The 16,221-nt window shown below is 57.7% G+C and carries 16 protein-coding genes and 11 pseudogenes; 10 read left to right on the top strand and 17 right to left on the bottom strand.

From position 1 onward, the window contains the following. Window positions 1–235 precede the first annotated feature (235 nt). Window positions 236–628: pseudogene (locus EIO60_RS01115) on the bottom strand (peptidase dimerization domain-containing protein); the annotation flags it as partial. Between the two features lie 4 nt (window positions 629–632). Next, window positions 633–838, bottom strand: a pseudogene (locus EIO60_RS01110) (DUF1028 domain-containing protein); the annotation flags it as partial. 35 nt (window positions 839–873) lie between these two features. Between EIO60_RS01110 and EIO60_RS01105 the strand changes: the two are divergent. The 8 genes and pseudogenes from EIO60_RS01105 (at window position 874) to EIO60_RS01070 (ending at window position 6,374) form a co-directional block, all read left to right on the top strand. Next, entirely contained in the window at window positions 874–1,464 is a 591-nt protein-coding gene (locus EIO60_RS01105; protein ID WP_258575650.1) for a protein phosphatase CheZ, read from the top strand. 164 nt (window positions 1,465–1,628) lie between these two features. Next, a pseudogene (locus tag EIO60_RS01100) lies at window positions 1,629–2,027 on the top strand (EscU/YscU/HrcU family type III secretion system export apparatus switch protein); the annotation flags it as partial. Between the two features lie 3 nt (window positions 2,028–2,030). Next, window positions 2,031–3,698 (top strand): annotated as a pseudogene (locus EIO60_RS01095) (FHIPEP family type III secretion protein); the annotation flags it as partial. 272 nt (window positions 3,699–3,970) lie between these two features. Beyond that, window positions 3,971–4,318, top strand: a pseudogene (gene flhD, locus EIO60_RS01085) (flagellar transcriptional regulator FlhD). 10 nt (window positions 4,319–4,328) lie between these two features. After that, window positions 4,329–4,492 (top strand): annotated as a pseudogene (locus EIO60_RS01080) (FlhC family transcriptional regulator); the annotation flags it as partial. 20 nt (window positions 4,493–4,512) lie between these two features. Beyond that, window positions 4,513–4,659: a FlhC family transcriptional regulator gene (locus tag EIO60_RS16395; RefSeq protein ID WP_374058079.1), complete on the top strand. Its 147-nt coding sequence runs from the start codon at window positions 4,513–4,515 to the stop codon at window positions 4,657–4,659. Window positions 4,660–5,097: 438 nt separating this feature from the next. Further along, window positions 5,098–5,465: pseudogene (locus tag EIO60_RS16390) on the top strand (gfo/Idh/MocA family oxidoreductase); the annotation flags it as partial. 15 nt (window positions 5,466–5,480) lie between these two features. Beyond that, the gene (locus EIO60_RS01070; protein WP_258575649.1) at window positions 5,481–6,374 is read left to right on the top strand and encodes a sugar phosphate isomerase/epimerase family protein; all 894 of its coding nucleotides are present in this window, start codon (window positions 5,481–5,483) and stop codon (window positions 6,372–6,374) included. A gap of 45 nt (window positions 6,375–6,419) precedes the next feature. On the opposite strand, the pseudogene EIO60_RS01065 reads toward EIO60_RS01070, so the two are convergent. Beyond that, window positions 6,420–7,325, bottom strand: a pseudogene (locus EIO60_RS01065) (Gfo/Idh/MocA family oxidoreductase); the annotation flags it as partial. Between the two features lie 14 nt (window positions 7,326–7,339). Further along, complete coding sequence (locus tag EIO60_RS01060) at window positions 7,340–7,567, bottom strand: hypothetical protein (protein ID WP_258575648.1); 228 nt, start codon at window positions 7,565–7,567, stop codon at window positions 7,340–7,342. A gap of 37 nt (window positions 7,568–7,604) precedes the next feature. On the opposite strand from EIO60_RS01060, the gene EIO60_RS01055 reads away from it, so the two are divergent. Next, window positions 7,605–8,012, top strand: a complete 408-nt coding sequence (locus tag EIO60_RS01055; protein WP_258575647.1) for a hypothetical protein — start codon at window positions 7,605–7,607, stop codon at window positions 8,010–8,012. Between the two features lie 331 nt (window positions 8,013–8,343). Here the strand turns inward: EIO60_RS01055 and EIO60_RS16385 are convergent, their stop codons facing one another. The 11 genes from EIO60_RS16385 to EIO60_RS01005 all read right to left on the bottom strand — a co-directional run bounded on the left by EIO60_RS16385 (window position 8,344) and on the right by EIO60_RS01005 (window position 12,832). Then, the gene (locus EIO60_RS16385; RefSeq protein ID WP_374058092.1) at window positions 8,344–8,493 is read right to left on the bottom strand and encodes a hypothetical protein; all 150 of its coding nucleotides are present in this window, start codon (window positions 8,491–8,493) and stop codon (window positions 8,344–8,346) included. A gap of 70 nt (window positions 8,494–8,563) precedes the next feature. After that, on the bottom strand, window positions 8,564–8,794 hold the full coding sequence (locus tag EIO60_RS01050; RefSeq protein ID WP_258575646.1) for a hypothetical protein: 231 nt from the start codon (window positions 8,792–8,794) through the stop codon (window positions 8,564–8,566). Between the two features lie 47 nt (window positions 8,795–8,841). Further along, entirely contained in the window at window positions 8,842–9,216 is a 375-nt protein-coding gene (locus tag EIO60_RS01045) for a hypothetical protein (protein WP_258575645.1), read from the bottom strand. Beyond that, a complete protein-coding gene (locus EIO60_RS01040; protein WP_258575644.1) occupies window positions 9,197–9,379 on the bottom strand; it encodes a hypothetical protein in 183 nt (60 codons plus the stop codon). Before EIO60_RS01040 ends, EIO60_RS01045 begins: the two co-directional genes overlap by 20 nt. Continuing rightward, entirely contained in the window at window positions 9,342–9,899 is a 558-nt protein-coding gene (locus EIO60_RS01035) for a hypothetical protein (RefSeq protein ID WP_258575643.1), read from the bottom strand. The genes EIO60_RS01040 and EIO60_RS01035 overlap by 38 nt, the downstream gene beginning before the upstream one ends. Further along, a complete protein-coding gene (locus tag EIO60_RS01030) occupies window positions 9,896–10,306 on the bottom strand; it encodes a hypothetical protein (RefSeq protein ID WP_258575642.1) in 411 nt (136 codons plus the stop codon). The genes EIO60_RS01035 and EIO60_RS01030 overlap by 4 nt, the downstream gene beginning before the upstream one ends. A 181-nt stretch (window positions 10,307–10,487) precedes the next feature. After that, window positions 10,488–10,628: a hypothetical protein gene (locus EIO60_RS01025; protein WP_258575641.1), complete on the bottom strand. Its 141-nt coding sequence runs from the start codon at window positions 10,626–10,628 to the stop codon at window positions 10,488–10,490. A 15-nt stretch (window positions 10,629–10,643) separates the two neighbouring features. Then, window positions 10,644–10,973 (bottom strand): hypothetical protein, encoded by a 330-nt coding sequence (locus EIO60_RS01020; RefSeq protein WP_258575640.1) that lies wholly within the window; start codon window positions 10,971–10,973, stop codon window positions 10,644–10,646. 57 nt (window positions 10,974–11,030) lie between these two features. Further along, window positions 11,031–11,483: an Ig-like domain-containing protein gene (locus tag EIO60_RS01015; RefSeq protein WP_258575639.1), complete on the bottom strand. Its 453-nt coding sequence runs from the start codon at window positions 11,481–11,483 to the stop codon at window positions 11,031–11,033. A 119-nt stretch (window positions 11,484–11,602) separates the two neighbouring features. After that, entirely contained in the window at window positions 11,603–11,926 is a 324-nt protein-coding gene (locus tag EIO60_RS01010) for a hypothetical protein (RefSeq protein WP_258575638.1), read from the bottom strand. A 435-nt stretch (window positions 11,927–12,361) separates the two neighbouring features. Beyond that, on the bottom strand, window positions 12,362–12,832 hold the full coding sequence (locus EIO60_RS01005; RefSeq protein WP_258575637.1) for a helix-turn-helix domain-containing protein: 471 nt from the start codon (window positions 12,830–12,832) through the stop codon (window positions 12,362–12,364). Window positions 12,833–14,021: 1,189 nt separating this feature from the next. Between EIO60_RS01005 and EIO60_RS01000 the strand changes: the two are divergent. Continuing rightward, a pseudogene (locus EIO60_RS01000) lies at window positions 14,022–14,805 on the top strand (MFS transporter); the annotation flags it as partial. Here the strand turns inward: EIO60_RS01000 and EIO60_RS00995 are convergent. After that, window positions 14,781–15,308, bottom strand: a pseudogene (locus EIO60_RS00995) (GMC family oxidoreductase); the annotation flags it as partial. The pseudogenes EIO60_RS01000 and EIO60_RS00995 overlap by 25 nt on opposite strands. A gap of 2 nt (window positions 15,309–15,310) precedes the next feature. Beyond that, a pseudogene (locus tag EIO60_RS00990) lies at window positions 15,311–16,022 on the bottom strand (gluconate 2-dehydrogenase subunit 3 family protein). Between the last annotated feature and the right edge of the window lie 199 nt (window positions 16,023–16,221).

The raw sequence follows: 16,221 nt of genomic DNA, 5'->3' as shown, positions 1-16,221 counted from the left end.
AGAGAGAGAGAGAGAGAGAGAGAGAGAGAGAGAGAGAGAGAGAGAGAGAGAGAGAGAGAGAGAGAGAGAGAGAGAGAGAGAGAGAGAACGCCGGGCGCAGCAGCTGGTGAAAGGTCTGCTATAGGCTCTCCCGGTCGCGGGGCGCACCCAGCGGCGCGGAGTGGTTGATAAAACCGGGCGCCACCAGCACCTCGAATGCCGCGCGGTCGCCCGCCGCAATTACTTCCTGATTAAAGCGGCGCGCAAACGCCTGGATATCCTCCAGCACCGCCGCCGCGTCGGCGCCCGGCAGCGTGCGTAGCTCAAGGTCGAACTGGCAATCCTGCGGCACGATATTGAGCGCCGTGCCGACCTGCAGAGTACTGAAGGGCGGATCGAAGCGCGCGTCGCGCGTCTGCCGCAGCGTCTCACCAATCTCGACGATGTGCCCAATTAGCTTCGCCGCCTGCTCAATCGCATTGACGCCCGAGGGCGCATAGGCTGAATGGCAGGCGCGGCCGCGTACCTCACAGCGCATCGCCGCCTTGCCCTTGTGGCCGTAAACCGGCTTCATCTCCGTCGGCTCTCCGATAATGCACAGCGCGGGCTTCTCCGGCGACGCCCACAGATGCGCCACCAGCGTGCGCAGCGCGCTATTCATCGCCGGGCACGCCGTAGCTCGGCGCGTCGCGCGGATCGAGCGTGCGCGTTCGGAGTCGGCCCATTCGATACGCAAATCCACCAGCGGCCAGGTATAGTCGTCCACCACTTTCCCCGCTGCCGAGAGCACCGGCCCCACATCTCCGCCGAGCGCGATGCCCACTTGCAGCGCGGCGATCAGTCGGCTGGTCAGCTCGCCGCCATGGCTTTTTCCTTAATCTGGATCTCCCTTGTATGGCTGATAAAACTCTGCGTTTTTTAGTGGTGGACGATTTCGCCACCATGCGCCGCATCGTGCGCAATTTGCTCGAGGATCTCGGCTTCAACAACGTTGAGGAGGCGGAGGACGGGCAGGATGCGCTGAATAAGCTCCAGCAGGCGACGCAGCTCAGCGCGAGCTGGGACGCCTGGTTTGCCGATCCAGTGGCGCTGCCGATCGCCAGCGAGCTGGTCGGCGACACCCGTGATTTCCTGCGCGCGGTGCCCGACCTGACCGGCCGCACCAGCGCCGAGCTGACGGAAATCATGATGGCGCAGGACTTTCAGGATCTCACCGGCCAGGTGCTCAACCGCATGATGCAGCTGATTGAGAATATCGAGCAAAAGCTGATCCAAGTGCTGGTGGAAACCATACTGAATCTGGCGAGCGAGGCGGAGAAGCCGTCGGAGAGCCTGAATAAACGGCCCGCCGATCCGCCACAACCAGACTGGCGTGGTCGCCACCCAGGAGCAGGTGGACGATCTGCTCGCCGATCTCGGCTTCAGACCGCCCTGATGCCCGATCTCTCCCGCCCGCCACGATCTTGCCGAGCAGCCCGTGTCTGAAGAGAGATACGTTGAAAAAATCGAAGAGCCCACGCCCCAGCGACGACAATAAAGCGTGGGAATAGGGAACCATTCCGCGCTCGAAAGAGCTGACCTCATGGCTGATGCTGCTGGCGGATTGAGCGCTGACGTTCCGCGCCGGCGCGCTGCTGTCGCTAACGCTGGCGCTTTACGCCGTGGCCGTCGCCGCCTGCGTGGCCATCGTCGCGCTGGCACCGATGGTGGGCTATGACGTGTTCTATCAGCTGATGAGCCACCTGAAAAAACTGCGCATGAGCCGTGAGAAGATCCGCGACGAGCTGAAGCAGAGCGAAGGCGATCCGCAGGTCAAAGGCCGCCTGAAATAGCTGCGCCACGCGCTGGCGCGCAGCCGAATGATGGAGCAGGTGCCGAAAGCGGACGTCATTATCAACAACCCAACGCACTACTCCGTCGCGCTGTGCTGGCAGGCGAGCAGCATGCGCGCCCCGGTGGTGCTGGCGAAAGGCGCCGGCGAGATTGCGCAGCGCATTCGCGACAAAGGCGCCGCGCACCAGATCCCGATGCTGCAGGCCGCGCCGCTGGAGTTTATGCTTGACCAGCTGCTTACCTTTTACATTATCCTGGCGCTGATGATCCTACTGGTGGCAATGTTTACGCTAGAACACGCTCGATTTCTCCTCCTTCCCTGTGGTGGTGCTGTGCTCAACCCTGCTGCGCCTCGCACTCAATATCGCCTCGACCCGCATCATCCTGATAAAAGGCCACACCGGCGCCAGCGCCGCCGGCCGCGTGGTCGAGGCGTTCGGCTACTTTCTGGTGGGCGGCAACTTCACCATCGGCATCATCGTCTTCGCCATCCTGATCATCATTAACTTTATGGTGACCACCAAAGGGGCGGGACGCATTGCCGAAGTGGGCGCGCGCTTCGTGCTGGACGGCATGCTCGGCAAGCAGATGACCATCGACGCCGATCTCAATGCCGGTTTGATCGGCGAAGAGGAGGCGAAGCGCCGCCGTCGCAAGGTGACGCAGGAGTCCGATTTCTACGGCTCGATGGACGGCGCCAGCAAGTTCGTGCGCGGTGACACCATCGCCGGGCTGCTGATTATGGCGATCAATATTATCGGGCGGGCTGGTGATCAGCATGCTGCAGCACGACCTGTCGTTCGCCGATACGGCACAGACCTATGCCCTGCTGACCATCGGCGACGGGCTGGTGGCGCAGATCCCGGCGCTGATCGTCTCGACGGCGGCGGCGGGGGTGATCGTGACCCGCGTCTCAACCGAGGCGGACGTCAGCGAACAGATGGTCAGCCAGCTGTTTAACAATCCGCGCGTGATGCTGCTGGCCGCCGGGGTTATCGGCCTGCTGGGGATCATTCCCGGCATGCCTAACCTGATGTTTTTACTCTTTACCGCCGCGCTGCTCGCCCTCGCCTGGTGGCTGCGCGGCCAGCAAACCAGCGCGCCGCGTCCCCTGCTCAGCCGGGCGGTGCCGTCAGCGAGGCTGAACAGGCGCCAGAGGCCTCCTAGTCAGACGTAGCGCTGGAGGATGTGCTGGGGCTGGAGGTGGGCTATCGCCTGATCCCGCTAGTGGACAGCGCGCAGGAGAGGCAGCTGCTGACGCGCATTCGCGGCATACGTAAAAATTCGCCCAGAGCATGGGATTTCTGCCGCCCGCCATCCATATTTGCGACAATCTCGACCTGAAGCCCACCGCCTACCGCATCTTGCTGAACGGAGTGGAGATCACCAGCGGCGAGGTCCATCCCGAGCGCTGGATGGCGATCGATCCCGGCTGCGCGGAGGGCGAGCTGGAGGGCGTTCACGGGCGGGATCCAGCCTTCCAGCTGCCTGCCATCTGGATCGACGAGGAGTTCGTGATCTCCCGCTCCGCCAAGATGCAGTCGATTATCGCCTTTATCTCCACGCTGCAGTTTCTCAATACCGTCAAGCTGGATCATATGATCTGGAAGCTGCAGGTCTACCAGCTGCTGCTAGATAAAGAGGCCGATTACCGCGTCAATACCCATACCGACTGCCGACTGGGAAAATGGTACAACAAAGGGGAAGGCAAACACTTCGCTCACCTTGAGGCTTACCGCCAGCTTGAGCAGCCCCATGCCGAGGTGCATGCCAGCGGACGCACGGCGCTGGAGGCCTTCTTCAATCAGGACAGCGCCGGCATGGAGGCGGCGAGTCATCGCGTGGTGCGGCTAGTGGATGAGCTGGCAACCAGCATCACCTTTTAATCACGCGCCGCAAAAAGCATAAATAAGGTGTTTCCCCATCGCAGCCAGCGTGCAGTTGCCGCCTAGCATGGCCTCTGCGCCGGGAAACAGCAAAACCTCAGGCAGCAGATTTTATTTCGCGCGGAGCGGAAAAGTGAAAGGGTGATAATTGATTGAGATCACTATTTCCGTTTTTAACTCCAGGCTTATTGAATATTCACTAACCTTTCCGATACTAATTTATCGTGGTCATGAATGAAATAACAACTGCACGATGTTAATCGAGAAAAGCAATGCAAAAAATTCCTGAGCAATATAATAATGTACAAAATATTAATGACCTGAATCTCCCCTATTTACTTTTAGCGCAAACACTCATTAAAGAGGATAAAGAAGCCGCCCACTTTCGCCTGGGCTTAACGGAGGCGTTAATGGAGAGTCTGAAAAATATCTCCGTGCCTCAGCCGATAAAACTCGCCTCGACCAACCAGTTAATTTGTCAGCTGCGCATCAGCAGCTAAGCGGTTATCGATTTTCTGACGAAGGATTCGTGTATCGATGCACGGCAGCACGTCCATACCGGCATCATTTTGTCCACCGATCTCCTTCATACTCTTCCCGCCGCTGACACGGCAAAGTGATGACCATGCAATGAGCGAGCAAAGCATCCTCTATGAAGTCAACGATATCCATATTGCGATGGCGTTAATTTCCGCCAGCGCGCGTATGCAGGTATTAGAAAGTGAAACCACGCTCAGCCGCAGGAAATTATTGCGCCTCTATAAAAATAGATTAACGGCTGTTCCCCTGCGAAAGCTGCGCGATGCTGGAATAGGTGGCCTGCGCAGCGTGCGGCAGTAATTTTATCTCTACCGCGCGCTATACCAGCGCCCAGTTTATCCGCAGCCTGTGCCATCCGCCTTCGCGCGCCAGCAAGAAGAGCCACGGCGATGAGGCGCGCCAGGCTGTCGCCGTGAACTAATGTCAGGCCCGCCGTTCGCCTGAAAACCGCGGACGGCATGGCGCACCTTCATTTTCTTCCCCTTACCCGCCAGATGGCGAAATATCTGTTTCGCTCTGCCTTCCTGCCTGTCCGCCGCGCCACGTAATCAACCCGCGCGCAGAGCAAGTTTTATCCCCTTCGCAAAATGAAAAATATATTCCTTTTCGTGTTTTATTCAGAAAAAAAATTTGGTAAAACTCCGGGCAGTACGTTAGCGTTGATGGAATCCCATCATCAAAAGGTTAGAGAGGCTGCGTCAGGCTTTCTATAGTGGTGGAAGCCTGACGGCGGCGCGGTCAGCCGCCCGGCGCCACAACAGGCTAATAATTATGGAGATGCTATGTTTCCCTCTGCCTTACCTCGCCCGCACTGCCTGAGGCGCACGCTATTCCCGCGCTGCGCTGGAGCATCGTCGGTCCGGGCGGCGTCAATGGCCAGACAGCGATGCTGTTTACCCACGCGGGCGGCATGCAGTCGGTACTGCATACCACGCAGTTCAGCAACACGCCGGGCACGGCGGTGATTGCCGGACGCGACGCTCTCCCTTGACGGCCAGTTCCACGCACCGGGCAACTTCCGTCTGGTCTCTAGCGACAGGCGCCATACCCTGCACTGGGAAGAACCCGCCAACAGCTACCAGCAACTGTGGCATAAGATCGACCACTTAGGCCAGAGCCTGCCTGAGTCGCCAACGTGCTCGCTGACCACCTCGCTGCTGACGCTGTGCGCCATGTGAGGTGCGCCGCCAGATCGGCGTGACATTCAATGAAAAACGCTCACTTTGACTCCGGAGTTGTAAGATGAAAATCGCTTTTGACGTGGATGTAATCCGAGATATGGACATCACCCGCATGGTTCACCAGGTGGCCGAGTGGGGATATAAATATATTGAACAGTCGCCCCATCCGCAGATCAACCCGTTCTACAAACACCCCAAAGCCAGCCGCGAAACCATGCACGAATACAAAAACGCCCTCAACACCACCGGCGTGGAGCTCTCATCTTTTATCGTGGTTTACCGCTGGTCCGGCCCGGACGAGTTGCGGCGCCAGGCGGCGGTAAAAAACTGGAAGCGCATGATTGAGATCGCGGTGGAGATGGGCGTGCAGGTGATCAACACCGAGCTGTCCGGCAACCCTAACGAGCCGGAGATCTGCGAAGAGATGTTCTACCGCTCGATGGAGGAGCTGCTGCCGATTTTCGAACGCGAGAATATCCGCGTCGAGATCCAGTCGCACCCGTGGGACTTCTGCGAGAACAGCAACGAAACCGCCGATATGGTGAAGTCGTTCCGCAGCGACAACGTGAAGTATCTCTACAGTGTGCCACACACCTTTTTCTATGACAACGGCAAGGGCGACATCAGGCCGATGCTGGAGTACGTCGGCGACGATCTGTCGCACGTGCTGATCGCAGACACCATGAACCACACCAAGCACTGCCGCTATATCGTCAACCCGCCGGGTGTCGACGCCACCATCCACCAGCACGTCGGCGTCGGCGAAGGCGAAGTCGATTTCGATACCCTGTTCCAGACGCTGCGCGAGATGAATTTCGCCAACCGTACCTACAAGGTAGGCGGCGAATCCATTATCACCTCTGCGCTGTTCGGCTACCCGGAGAAGATGAAGGTGCAGGCGGTGGAGACGCGCGAGCTGATCGAGCGCGAGCTACTGAGCCGCGGACGGCACTGAGGGGCGACCGCGAGCGGATCGCTAAGGCGGTCGGTATCGCCTGCGGCGCAGGCCGTCCGCCAGGCCGGGCAGCTCAGCGACCTTCTCGCCGCCGGGCTGGCGCAGAAAGGCGTCCAGATGCGCGTAGTAGGTATCGCGCACACGGCTGAACCAGTCGGGAAACAAACCGGGCCCGGTAATGCCGTTCTCCTGATAGAGCGTCGCGCTGCGCGCCGCCTGTGGCTCCGAGACGAGCATGCCGCGCGCGCCGACCACGCTGATGTGCTCATCATGTACGGCGCGTGTTATCCAGCTGCGCCAGCGTGCCGGAGCTGAACTGCATAATCAGCACCGAGGTATCGACGTCGTTGAATTCGCGCAGCGCGCCAACGGTTTCCACCTCGTCGGCGGTCAGGAAGCGCAGCAGATCAAAAAAGTGGATCTCCTAGTCGCGCATCTGGCCGCCCGAGGCGCGCAGGTAGTCGAGCGACGGCATCTGCGAGGCACGGCACGCCATCTGCACCAGTTCCGGCGCGCCGATAGCGCCTTGCTGAATGCGCTGCCGCAGCTGCTGATGGCTGGCGTCGAAGCGCCGGTTGAAGCCAACGGTGACCGCAACGCGCAGCGGCGCAAGCCGATCCACCACCGCACGCGCCTTTGCCAGCGACAGATCGATAAGCTTTTCACATCACAGTAGACCGCCTTGCCCGCGCTGACCGCCTGCGCCAGAAAGTCGGCATGGGTGGGCGTCGAGCTGGCGATCAGCACCGCATCGATGTCGTCGCGGTTGATCGCCTCACCGCCCCACCCCGCGCGTGCGCCATAGCGCTACGCCAGCGCCCCGGCGCGCGCGTCGTTGAGATCGCACACCAGCGCCAGCTGCGCGCCCGGACGGGCCGCTAGGTTGGCGGCGTGCACCTGGCCGATAAAGCCGCTGCCGATCAGGGCGAAGCGTGGAGTTGCTGGCAACATATCCGTTTCCTTGTTTATCGTCTGGGAGGGCTGAGGCTGCCAACATAGCCGATGCCGTCGGTATAGCCGGTGATATTGATCGAATTAATGCGGCTAGCTTTTTTTAATACCGCGATGATAGTGTCCAGCTTGACGCGCGATTCCGGCAGCAGATCCTTGTAGCGGCTGCCAGCAAAGCGAAACAGCACCGACTCCTGCACCAGCGTGACGCCTTCGCCGCCCGTATACTGACAGGGCTTCACGGCTGAGGCCCGGTTGACGATTCTGTGCTGCCGCTGAATGGCGGCAAGCGCGCTCCGCGCTGATGCGCGCAACGGGCTGGTTGCTGACGCTGCCGTCCGCCACTGCCGCGCGGACAAAATAGGTTTGCCCGATTTTAAACAGCGCTTTGGTATCCGGCCGCGTCTTTTTTGCGTAGCGCGGCGCATCATCCAGCGCGGCGGCGAAGCTGTGCTCGCCCGGCCCGACGCACAGCAGGGTAAATTCGCCGGGAAGCAGCGTGGTGTGAAAGGCTTTATCAATATAGATATTGATCGGCCCATGTTTAATTATCGCTCGAATAGTAATAAACCAGCAGAGACCGCTCGGGAACAACCTGAGGAACTGAACGGTAGCCGAAATTATTTATACTGTTTTCACTGCCAGACGCAAGCGGGATTTTTTCTGCCTGTGCCCCAAATGAAATAAAAGAGGATAAGAGAAAACTTAACAGTTTTAATTTACTCGCAATCGTAATGATATTGGCATCCATTCTGGACTCCATATTTTTAACATTATTTTTCGATCGACAATAACGTTGTTGAACAATCCTTTCAGTGGCAATTTATGCCGCGCGCCGTCAGTAACGACGCGCGGCCAGCGCACTAAATCATGATCTGGTTATTCTGCAACAGCGTGACGAGATCTGTCTGGGTATTGGCCAGCGTCACCACTGCGGTAAAGCTGTAATCGCCACCGCTGCCGTCACGATCGAGGCTGATGACCGTGTTATTACCGGATATATCTGCCTTCAGATAGTTCAGGATGTCTCTGGAGGCGTAGTCCAGCTGCAGCTGCCCCCCCCATCCTGATAGAAGGAGAGACTGCCGGTGTAGTCCAGCAGCTCGCTCAAATCGATAAGATCCGCATTACTGTCGGTCGCCAGATCGCCGATGTGAAAATCGTGTATTGTATCGTGACCGTTGCCGCCGGCGCCCTTCGATGCCGATTAAGGTATCCGTGCCGTGAACGGTTGCCACTCAGGTCATCAGGTTGGCGTTAACCGCGCCTGGCGCACTGCTATAGTCGATGATGTCCAGCCCGGCTTCTTCGCTCCAGATGGCATTCCCGCTGACGATCAGGTTCCAGCCGCCGCCGGTATAGGTATCGTCACCGGCCGTACTGAAGAAGGTGTCGTTATAGCCGGTGCCGACAATGCCGCCGCTGCAGATGGTAGAATTAGCGTCGCCGCTGCTTTCCGCCGTCAGCACGTAGGCATCGTGCGATTTACCGGTGGTCAGGCCGCTCCAGGTTTAGTTCATCGTGCCGTTGGTATAGCCGCCGATGCTCTCGGTCGCGCCCAAATGGTTCGCAACGCCGTTGGTGACGCGCAGTAGCTGCACCGAGTAGGTTTAACTGGCGTCCAGCCCGAAAAAGCTGACCAGCCCATGCTGTTGCTCGAGCCCGACGCCTGCGGGTTGATCAGCTGGGTCGCCACCAGTTCGCGTGCCGAGTTGTAAAGCTCCACAGTGTTGCTGTAGAAGGTGTTAATGCCGTTGCCGTCCAAAATACGAATCTTCAGGCTGGTGCCGTCCGCCGCGATATTAGTGTTTTTCACTAGTAACGTAGGCGCGGAAGCGTCACCGGAAACGACATCTGTATCGCTTCCCGCGCTATAAACTACCAGATCCATCGAGCCATCCCGGTCGTAATCGAGCGCGACCGCGCCGGTCAGCCCGCTTGTAGGGGTTTTCCGTCAGGGCGATACCCGCCGCGCGCCAGTTGTTGTTGCCGCTGTTCATATAGAGCGTCGGCGTGTCATCTACGTCTGAACGCGGGATCTCGATGATGTCCATCAGCCCATCGTGGTTCCAGTCGATGGCCAGAGAGGTGCCGCCGTCCGCACGGAAGACGTTGGCATAGTAGCCCTACCGAACTAAAGCTGGTAATGCCGTCGCCGTTAACGGTGTTGTTGAGGATCCCCAGCCCGCGCGAGTAGTCACTCTGCACCGACACGCCCGCGCCATTGTAGTCGATGTGCGCAGTAATATCGACGGTGCCGTTGTTGTCGATATCGACCGCGCCGACCTCATGCATAACGCCCAGATCGGCGGGTATCGCGCCGCCCGGATGACCGTTAGCGAAACCCGTATTCGACTCGTAGGTCAGCGTGCCGTTCACGTTTTTGACAAACGAGATCGAGTCATACGCGGAATCGGCCAGCACAAAGTCGAGATAACCGTCGCCTTCACGGTCGTAGGCGATCACGCCACCCAAATGATTCAGGGTGCCCTGGTCCAGCGCGTGCGCTTGCCAGCTGCCGTCGGCGTTTTGCGTCCAGTAGGCCGTACGGCCGCCGTTATTGTAATCGCTCACCTGCGACATAATGTCGGTATAGCATCGCGGTTGATATCCGCGAAGGTCATGGAGTTAACGAAGTGTCCATACCAGGGGCCGCTCACATTGTATTCGGCGCCGTTGGCCGTGCTCGGCTCCGCCAGACAGGTGGAGGTATAGTCCGTCAGGTTATCGGCGCTGTAGATGCGTAGCGCGTTCGCCGCACTGGTACCACTGGTGCCGCGCACGCTCTGAGCAAACGACCAGGTACCGTTTTGGTTGACGTCACTGATCAGCGAAACGATAGCGCCCGCCTCAACCGTGCCATAGGTGTTGCTGTCAAATATCAGCACATCACTGGTGCTGAGCGTAGCGGCTACGGCGGGCGCCAGCGCCAGTACCTCAGGATCGGTAAGATCGACAACAACCTGATAGCATTTTTTCAAATGCCGTCGTGGTCGCGATATTGCCTGCGCCGTCGATGATACGCAGACTGAAATTGAAGGCCGTGCTTTACGTCACCTCCGCCAGCGGATAGCGCCACTCCGTGCCGCTTTCCAACAGCAGCGTCTCCCACGTCGCCCCGTTATCAAAGGTGATCTGCAGATATTTATCTGTTTTCAGCATCTAGCTCAGCGTGCCAGTGATGGTCACGGTAGTGTCGCGCGTCACCCCGTCGCTGTTGGCGGCGTCAACGCTGTGGTTGAAAAGATCGCCGACAGCTAAACCGTGCGACGTATCAGTGACGATCGCGGCGGCGGTCGTCATGCCCGCCGCGTCCGTCTACACTGCCGTCAGGCCGTGGGTGCCTGCCGCTAGCGCACCGCTCTCGTCCAGCGCCAGCCGCCAGCTGCCGTGCTCCTCCACCGTGACCGTGCCCAGCAGGGCGGTGGCGCCGTTGGGGGTGCTGTAGATCGCTACCCGGTCTCCCGCCGTGCCGGTGCCGCTGATCACCGGGGTCGGATCGTCGCTGCGGCCCCCGCTCACCAAGTTGCCAGTCACCTCGCCCGCGTTGTCCAGGTAGCCGGTGATCGCCAGCCTCGCCGCATCCGGGGCGGTGTAGTCAAGCCGCAGGCTGAACGCCGCCGAGGCCTCGCTCTCGTTGCCTACCACGTCCGTCGCCGCCGCCCGCAGGCGGTGCGCCCCGTCCGCCAGCGCGGCCTCCGGCGTCTAATGCCAGCTTCCGTCCGCGCCGACGACGGCGGAGCCGATCGCCGCACCGTTGTCGTAGATCGTCACGGTGCTGCCCGTGTCGCCGCGGCCGGAGAGCTTAGGCTGCGCGTCGTCGGTGACGTCGCCGCTGCTGAGCGCGCTGGTGATATCGCCGAAATCATCCGCAGCGGCTGGCGCCTTGGCTTCTTCCGGTGCGATGGTGTCGACCGTTATGGTGATGGTCGCGGACGCGCCGCTTACACGGCCGTCAGGATCGGCTTCGGTGGTGTAGAGCTTATGGGATCCGTCAGCGAAAGCGGCATCTGGTGTCCAGCGCCAGCGCCCGTCCGCATCCACCGTCACGGAGGCTATCGCGCTGCCGTTGTCGTAAAGCGTGACGATATTGCCTGCCGTACCCTGTCCCGCGATGTGCGGAAAAGATTCATCGGTAATATCGCCATCCGCCAGCACCCCGGTGATGACGCCGGTGCTATCGACAATTTCGCTGATGCCCAGGCTCTGCGGCAGCGCAGCGTCGCCGGAAGCGGCGTCATCCTAGTTATAGTGATGAATAATGGCAGCGTCAGCACCTATCGTGCCGGCGCCAGCGAGAAGTCCGAACAGCGGAAAAGATAGTTGCTCTCTTCCTGCGCGGCAAAGAACGTCACGCCCGACTCAACCGCATCACCCCCCAGCGCGACCGCTTCCAGCCGCCCTTCGGTAAGCAGATAGCCCGTTTCGTAACTTTTGCCTGACAGCGGCACATAGGAATAGATCATGCCGTCTTCCGCCATGCCGAGCAAAAGGGGCGACGGCTCGCCAGCATTGGCGAAGTAATCGGCCAGCACCAGCGAAGGCGAGTCATCGCCCTCCTGAATAACCAGCAGATCGTTGCCTGCGCGTTTTAACGTCACGTTTTCTGGCGCGAAGTTATTTTCTTCATTTTTGATCAGATATTGTTTGCCTGACGCAACGCTAATTTTTCCCAGCTGAGCATTATATCCCTTAACGCTTTCATTTTTTCCGTTAGCGCTACGCACTATGAAAACAATACTTTTTTCACTCATAGAAATATATTCCTTATCGATCGGACATCACTGTTCAATATGCTATTCACTTAGCGAACCGGAACTAACCTGTTTCAAAGGCGTAAGTCTACCTATTTTTTTCAGACGTAAAGACAGAAAAGCGGCCGCCGCTTAAATCAGAAAAAGCACAGGGGAAAGAAAAATCTGACAGACATACTCTCCGAAAAAAATGTTCCGCCTCGCGTGTTATTTAAAATAATAATCTCATCCTTGATCAGTTTTACTCCTTTAAGCAGATTACAACGGAAATTATGACAAAGATTAATTATCTGTATGCGTATTTATTGGCTGCGCGCTATGAATAAGCTGAGAACTTTTCATGCCAAGCTTGCTCAATATATTGAATTTATGAGCGCTGATGTTTTTTTCACTGCGGTAAAGCCTGATTGATATAGCCTTATTGCTTTCTCCCGACTGGCACAGCTTTAGGATTTCACGTTCCCGCCGCGTTAATCCGGCTTTTTCATACATTTCTTCATTAGTATTGCTGTCTGACTCCAGCACATCCCATGAGTAGCAGAAGCCTCCCGCCGCGACGATTCTGATGGCTGAGATAAAAAATTCTACGCTGCTCTCCTGATCGATCAGGCCGCGAAAGGCGGGCAGTTCGCGATAAAGATGGTGAAACAGGTGGCTGTTGGTTGAGAGTCCTAATACAGGCGTTTTCATGCCGGACAATTCGCGCTCGGTCGCAAGCAAGTCTGGACGCTGTTCGATGCTTTCGCAATTCATAATGATGATGTCAAATTGCTGTTTTGGCGCCGCGGTGGGGATTTCATCGCGCGAGAAGAGCGAAACTTAGTCATCAGGGAAGCACATCGTCAAAATATAGAAAATTCCCTGACACATAATGCTTTACGTACCCAGATACAAAAATTTTATAACTGCCCCAACTCTTTAGCACGTCAGCAACAAGCCCTATTAAATAATAAGGCGTGTTGCCCTGACCCGACGCCCGGTTTCTTTATCATTCATTTCCGACGGGTGATATGTGGCATTCAACTATCTGAAAAGCGCCGCTGTTTTTTCTCTGAAGCAATCTTGCCCGTTCCTTTTATCATTTAATTTCAATCAGCAGATTGTTTAGCTTGCGTTGAACAAGGAGACCATCTGCGAAAAATATTGTCAATATGCTGCTGTATAACATACAAACTTCACTTATTCCAAATTGGCAATCAGTTACTGGCAGAGCAGGCTCGATTGTAAAGCGTTAATAATCTCTTGCCAGCTGCTCTCTCTGTAATCATACCATTAACACCATAACCTTTATTGCCAAATAAAATTAACAAACCAAATTTTGTTAATTCACAGCACAATAAAAGACAATCAGGTAACAATTATGGTTATTCTGAGGAGGTTATTCGCAGTGGCGGTACTGCTCTGGGATTGATCCTGTTTACTTCCAGCATCCACGCCAAGGCACTTCTTGCCCGATAAAAAAGCGGGCACGGATATCATCCACGCGCGATACAGTAAAATAGTTAACATCTTTTATTTATTAAAGCTTCATTGCGCTGTGCGGCTGGGATAATGCATCACAACAATAAGCTGATTTCTTACTAAAGGAGAAATAACAGCCAGTGCTGAAAAAGCGGCCTGCTCCAGCAGCGGGATCCTTACTGTTTTCGGTCCTTTATCTGCCAAGCATCGGCGAAGCGGTAAGGCACAGATAAATGCAGCGCCAGTCCAGCCTAGCAGCGGCGAATATAAGCCGCGCCCGTTCAGGCTGGCGTGACGGGCCGCGCAGAACGGCGAAAAGTGCAACGTGCCTTGCTAAAAACTCATCAACAACCCCCTCGGTAAGGATCGTTGAATTGATTATTCTGCCATCTATTTGCTTGCTAATGGTTGATTATTAAAAAAATCTCCTCCACCCGTCAGCAGGTTATGCAAACATCGTCACACCGAGGTTTAAACCAAAATGACTACAGCCTGCACTTCAGGGATGGCGCCGGGGTATGCCGCGCCGACGCCGGAAAACAGCTTAGCGGGGCGTATTAACGCCCTGCTATCATCGCCGGGTTTGTGGCGCTTTATCGCCCTCGGCGGCTTTTTCGAACTCTACGATCTGTTTGAAACCGGCTATATCAGCTCTAGGCTGCTGGCCGCCGGCGTCTTTCACACCGGCAGCGCGGGCGCGTTTGGCATCGCCGATCAGGCCATCTTCGCCTCTGCTACCTTTCTCGGCCTGTTCGTAGGCGCCAGCCTGCTGGCGCACTGGGCCGACCGCTTCGGCCGCCGCCTGACCTTTATGTACGCGCTGGTCTAGTACGGCGTTTTCTCTCTGCTGATGGCTTTTCAGCAGAGCGCCGAAACGATCATTCTGTTTCGCTTTCTGGTGGGCATCGGGCTGGGCGTCGAGCTGGTCACTATCGATACCTACCTATCTGAATAGGTGCCGACCCATCTGCGCAGCCGCGCCTTCGCCTTCTCGTTTTTCGTGCAGTTCCTCTCCGTGCCGGCGGTGGCGCTGATGTCGTGGTGGCTGGTGCCGCAGCCCCTGCTGAGCCTGGAGGGCTGGCGCTGGGTGGTGATCGTCGGCGCGCTGGCTGGCGCAACAGGGCCGCCATCAGGAGGCGCATCACGTGCTGAGCGCGATGGAAAAACGCTGCGGCGTCGCGCCCGGCGCGGATTTCCCGCAGGATGACGCGGCGGCGCAGCTGCCGAAGCGCGGCAAGTTCCGCGAGATCTGGGCGCCGGCGTACCTCCACGGCGTACCGGAGGTGCCGAACACCTTTTTCACATTGTCGAAGAACGGCTCCAGCTCGTCGTAGGTAACGCCGAAATCCTGGATCGTCATCCCTTCCGAGATAAAGTTTTTTCCGTAGCGCTCTTCATAGTGGCTACACTGGCGCAGCTCGGTCGGGTCGACGCAGAAGTGCACGCCAGACCAGTGCAGGCCCGCGCCGCCGGTGCCGGTGCTCGACAGAAACGCCGCCAGCTGGCGATAGGGCACCGCCGTCTGCAAGGCGTCGTGACGGATGGTCACGGTGCTTTTCGACAGATCCTGGAACAGCTTTTTGCGGATGTTGTAGGTCAGCTCGTCAATCGACTGCGGATAGGTGCAGTCAGGATAGGTACCGCGATGCGGGCCGCGCTCCAGCGCCATCACATTCAGACCCGCTTCGGTCAGCTCTTTCGCCATAATGGCGCCGACCCAGCCGAAACCGACAATCACCGCGTCCGCTTTTTTCATTTCGTTTACCATGTTTACGCGCGCTCCCCGCGAATTGATACTGACGGGAAGGGATAGCGCTCGCCGCGCTCAACCCAGTCCATAAAGTCGGCGCGCGCGCCGGGAAAGCCGATCAGCATCCAGCCCACCATATTCTGGTTGCCGCCGTGGATCGGGTCGCTAAAGAAGCCTTCGCGGGTGTTCTGGATCAGGAAGGCGAAGAAGGTTTTCGCCGGCAGCTGGCGGAAATCGGCCTAGCCTCTCTCCATCGCCTGCAGCAGCACGTCCTGCTACTCGGCGCTCAGCTCGGCGAAGATTTTGCCGTGCTGGCGTTTGCTGTAGTCGTCGGCGTCCGCCAGCCCCAGGCGGTAGATCTGCTGCGGCACCAGCGGCAGCTGATAGCCCAGCTCTTTCGGCAGACTCGGGTTGAACGGCCTCTGCATGTACCAGTTGGCGCCGGTGGCGTAAGGGGTGTTCATCTGGCGGTCGATAAACTCCGGCACGCCCGCTTCCAGCGCCCCTAGGCCGCTCTCGTCGTTGGGGAGCAGGCGCGCCACTGCGGCCTTGATAAAGGCGAACTCTCTCTGCGGTAAACCAGCTGGGCTGATAGTCGCGCGCGGGTTGCGCGGCAGCGGGATCGGCGGCCTGTGCCACAGGCACCATGCTAAAGCCGCTAACGGCGGGTACCAGCGCGATGGTCTTTAACAGGAAATCCCTGCGCGTCTGCCCACGTTTTTGTTCTGACATGACATTGCCTCAGTACCGCCTGTAATGCGGCATGAAAGTTAAAAACTTGCGTTATAATGATTTTTTTGCGGATTAAGGGATACAGTCGGGTTGTTACCGGCAATAACGGGCGGCAGTATAACTGCCGTTGCGGTTAAACATTTAGATCGGCGAAACAAATTCGCACACATTTATTAACATCTTGCGAGCGCTTTTTACC

It is taken from the genome of Candidatus Pantoea persica (assembly GCF_013753875.1).
GTDB classification, from domain to species: Bacteria; Pseudomonadota; Gammaproteobacteria; order Enterobacterales; family Enterobacteriaceae; genus Pantoea; species Pantoea persica.
This window is presented reverse-complemented; position numbering and strand designations above follow the sequence as displayed.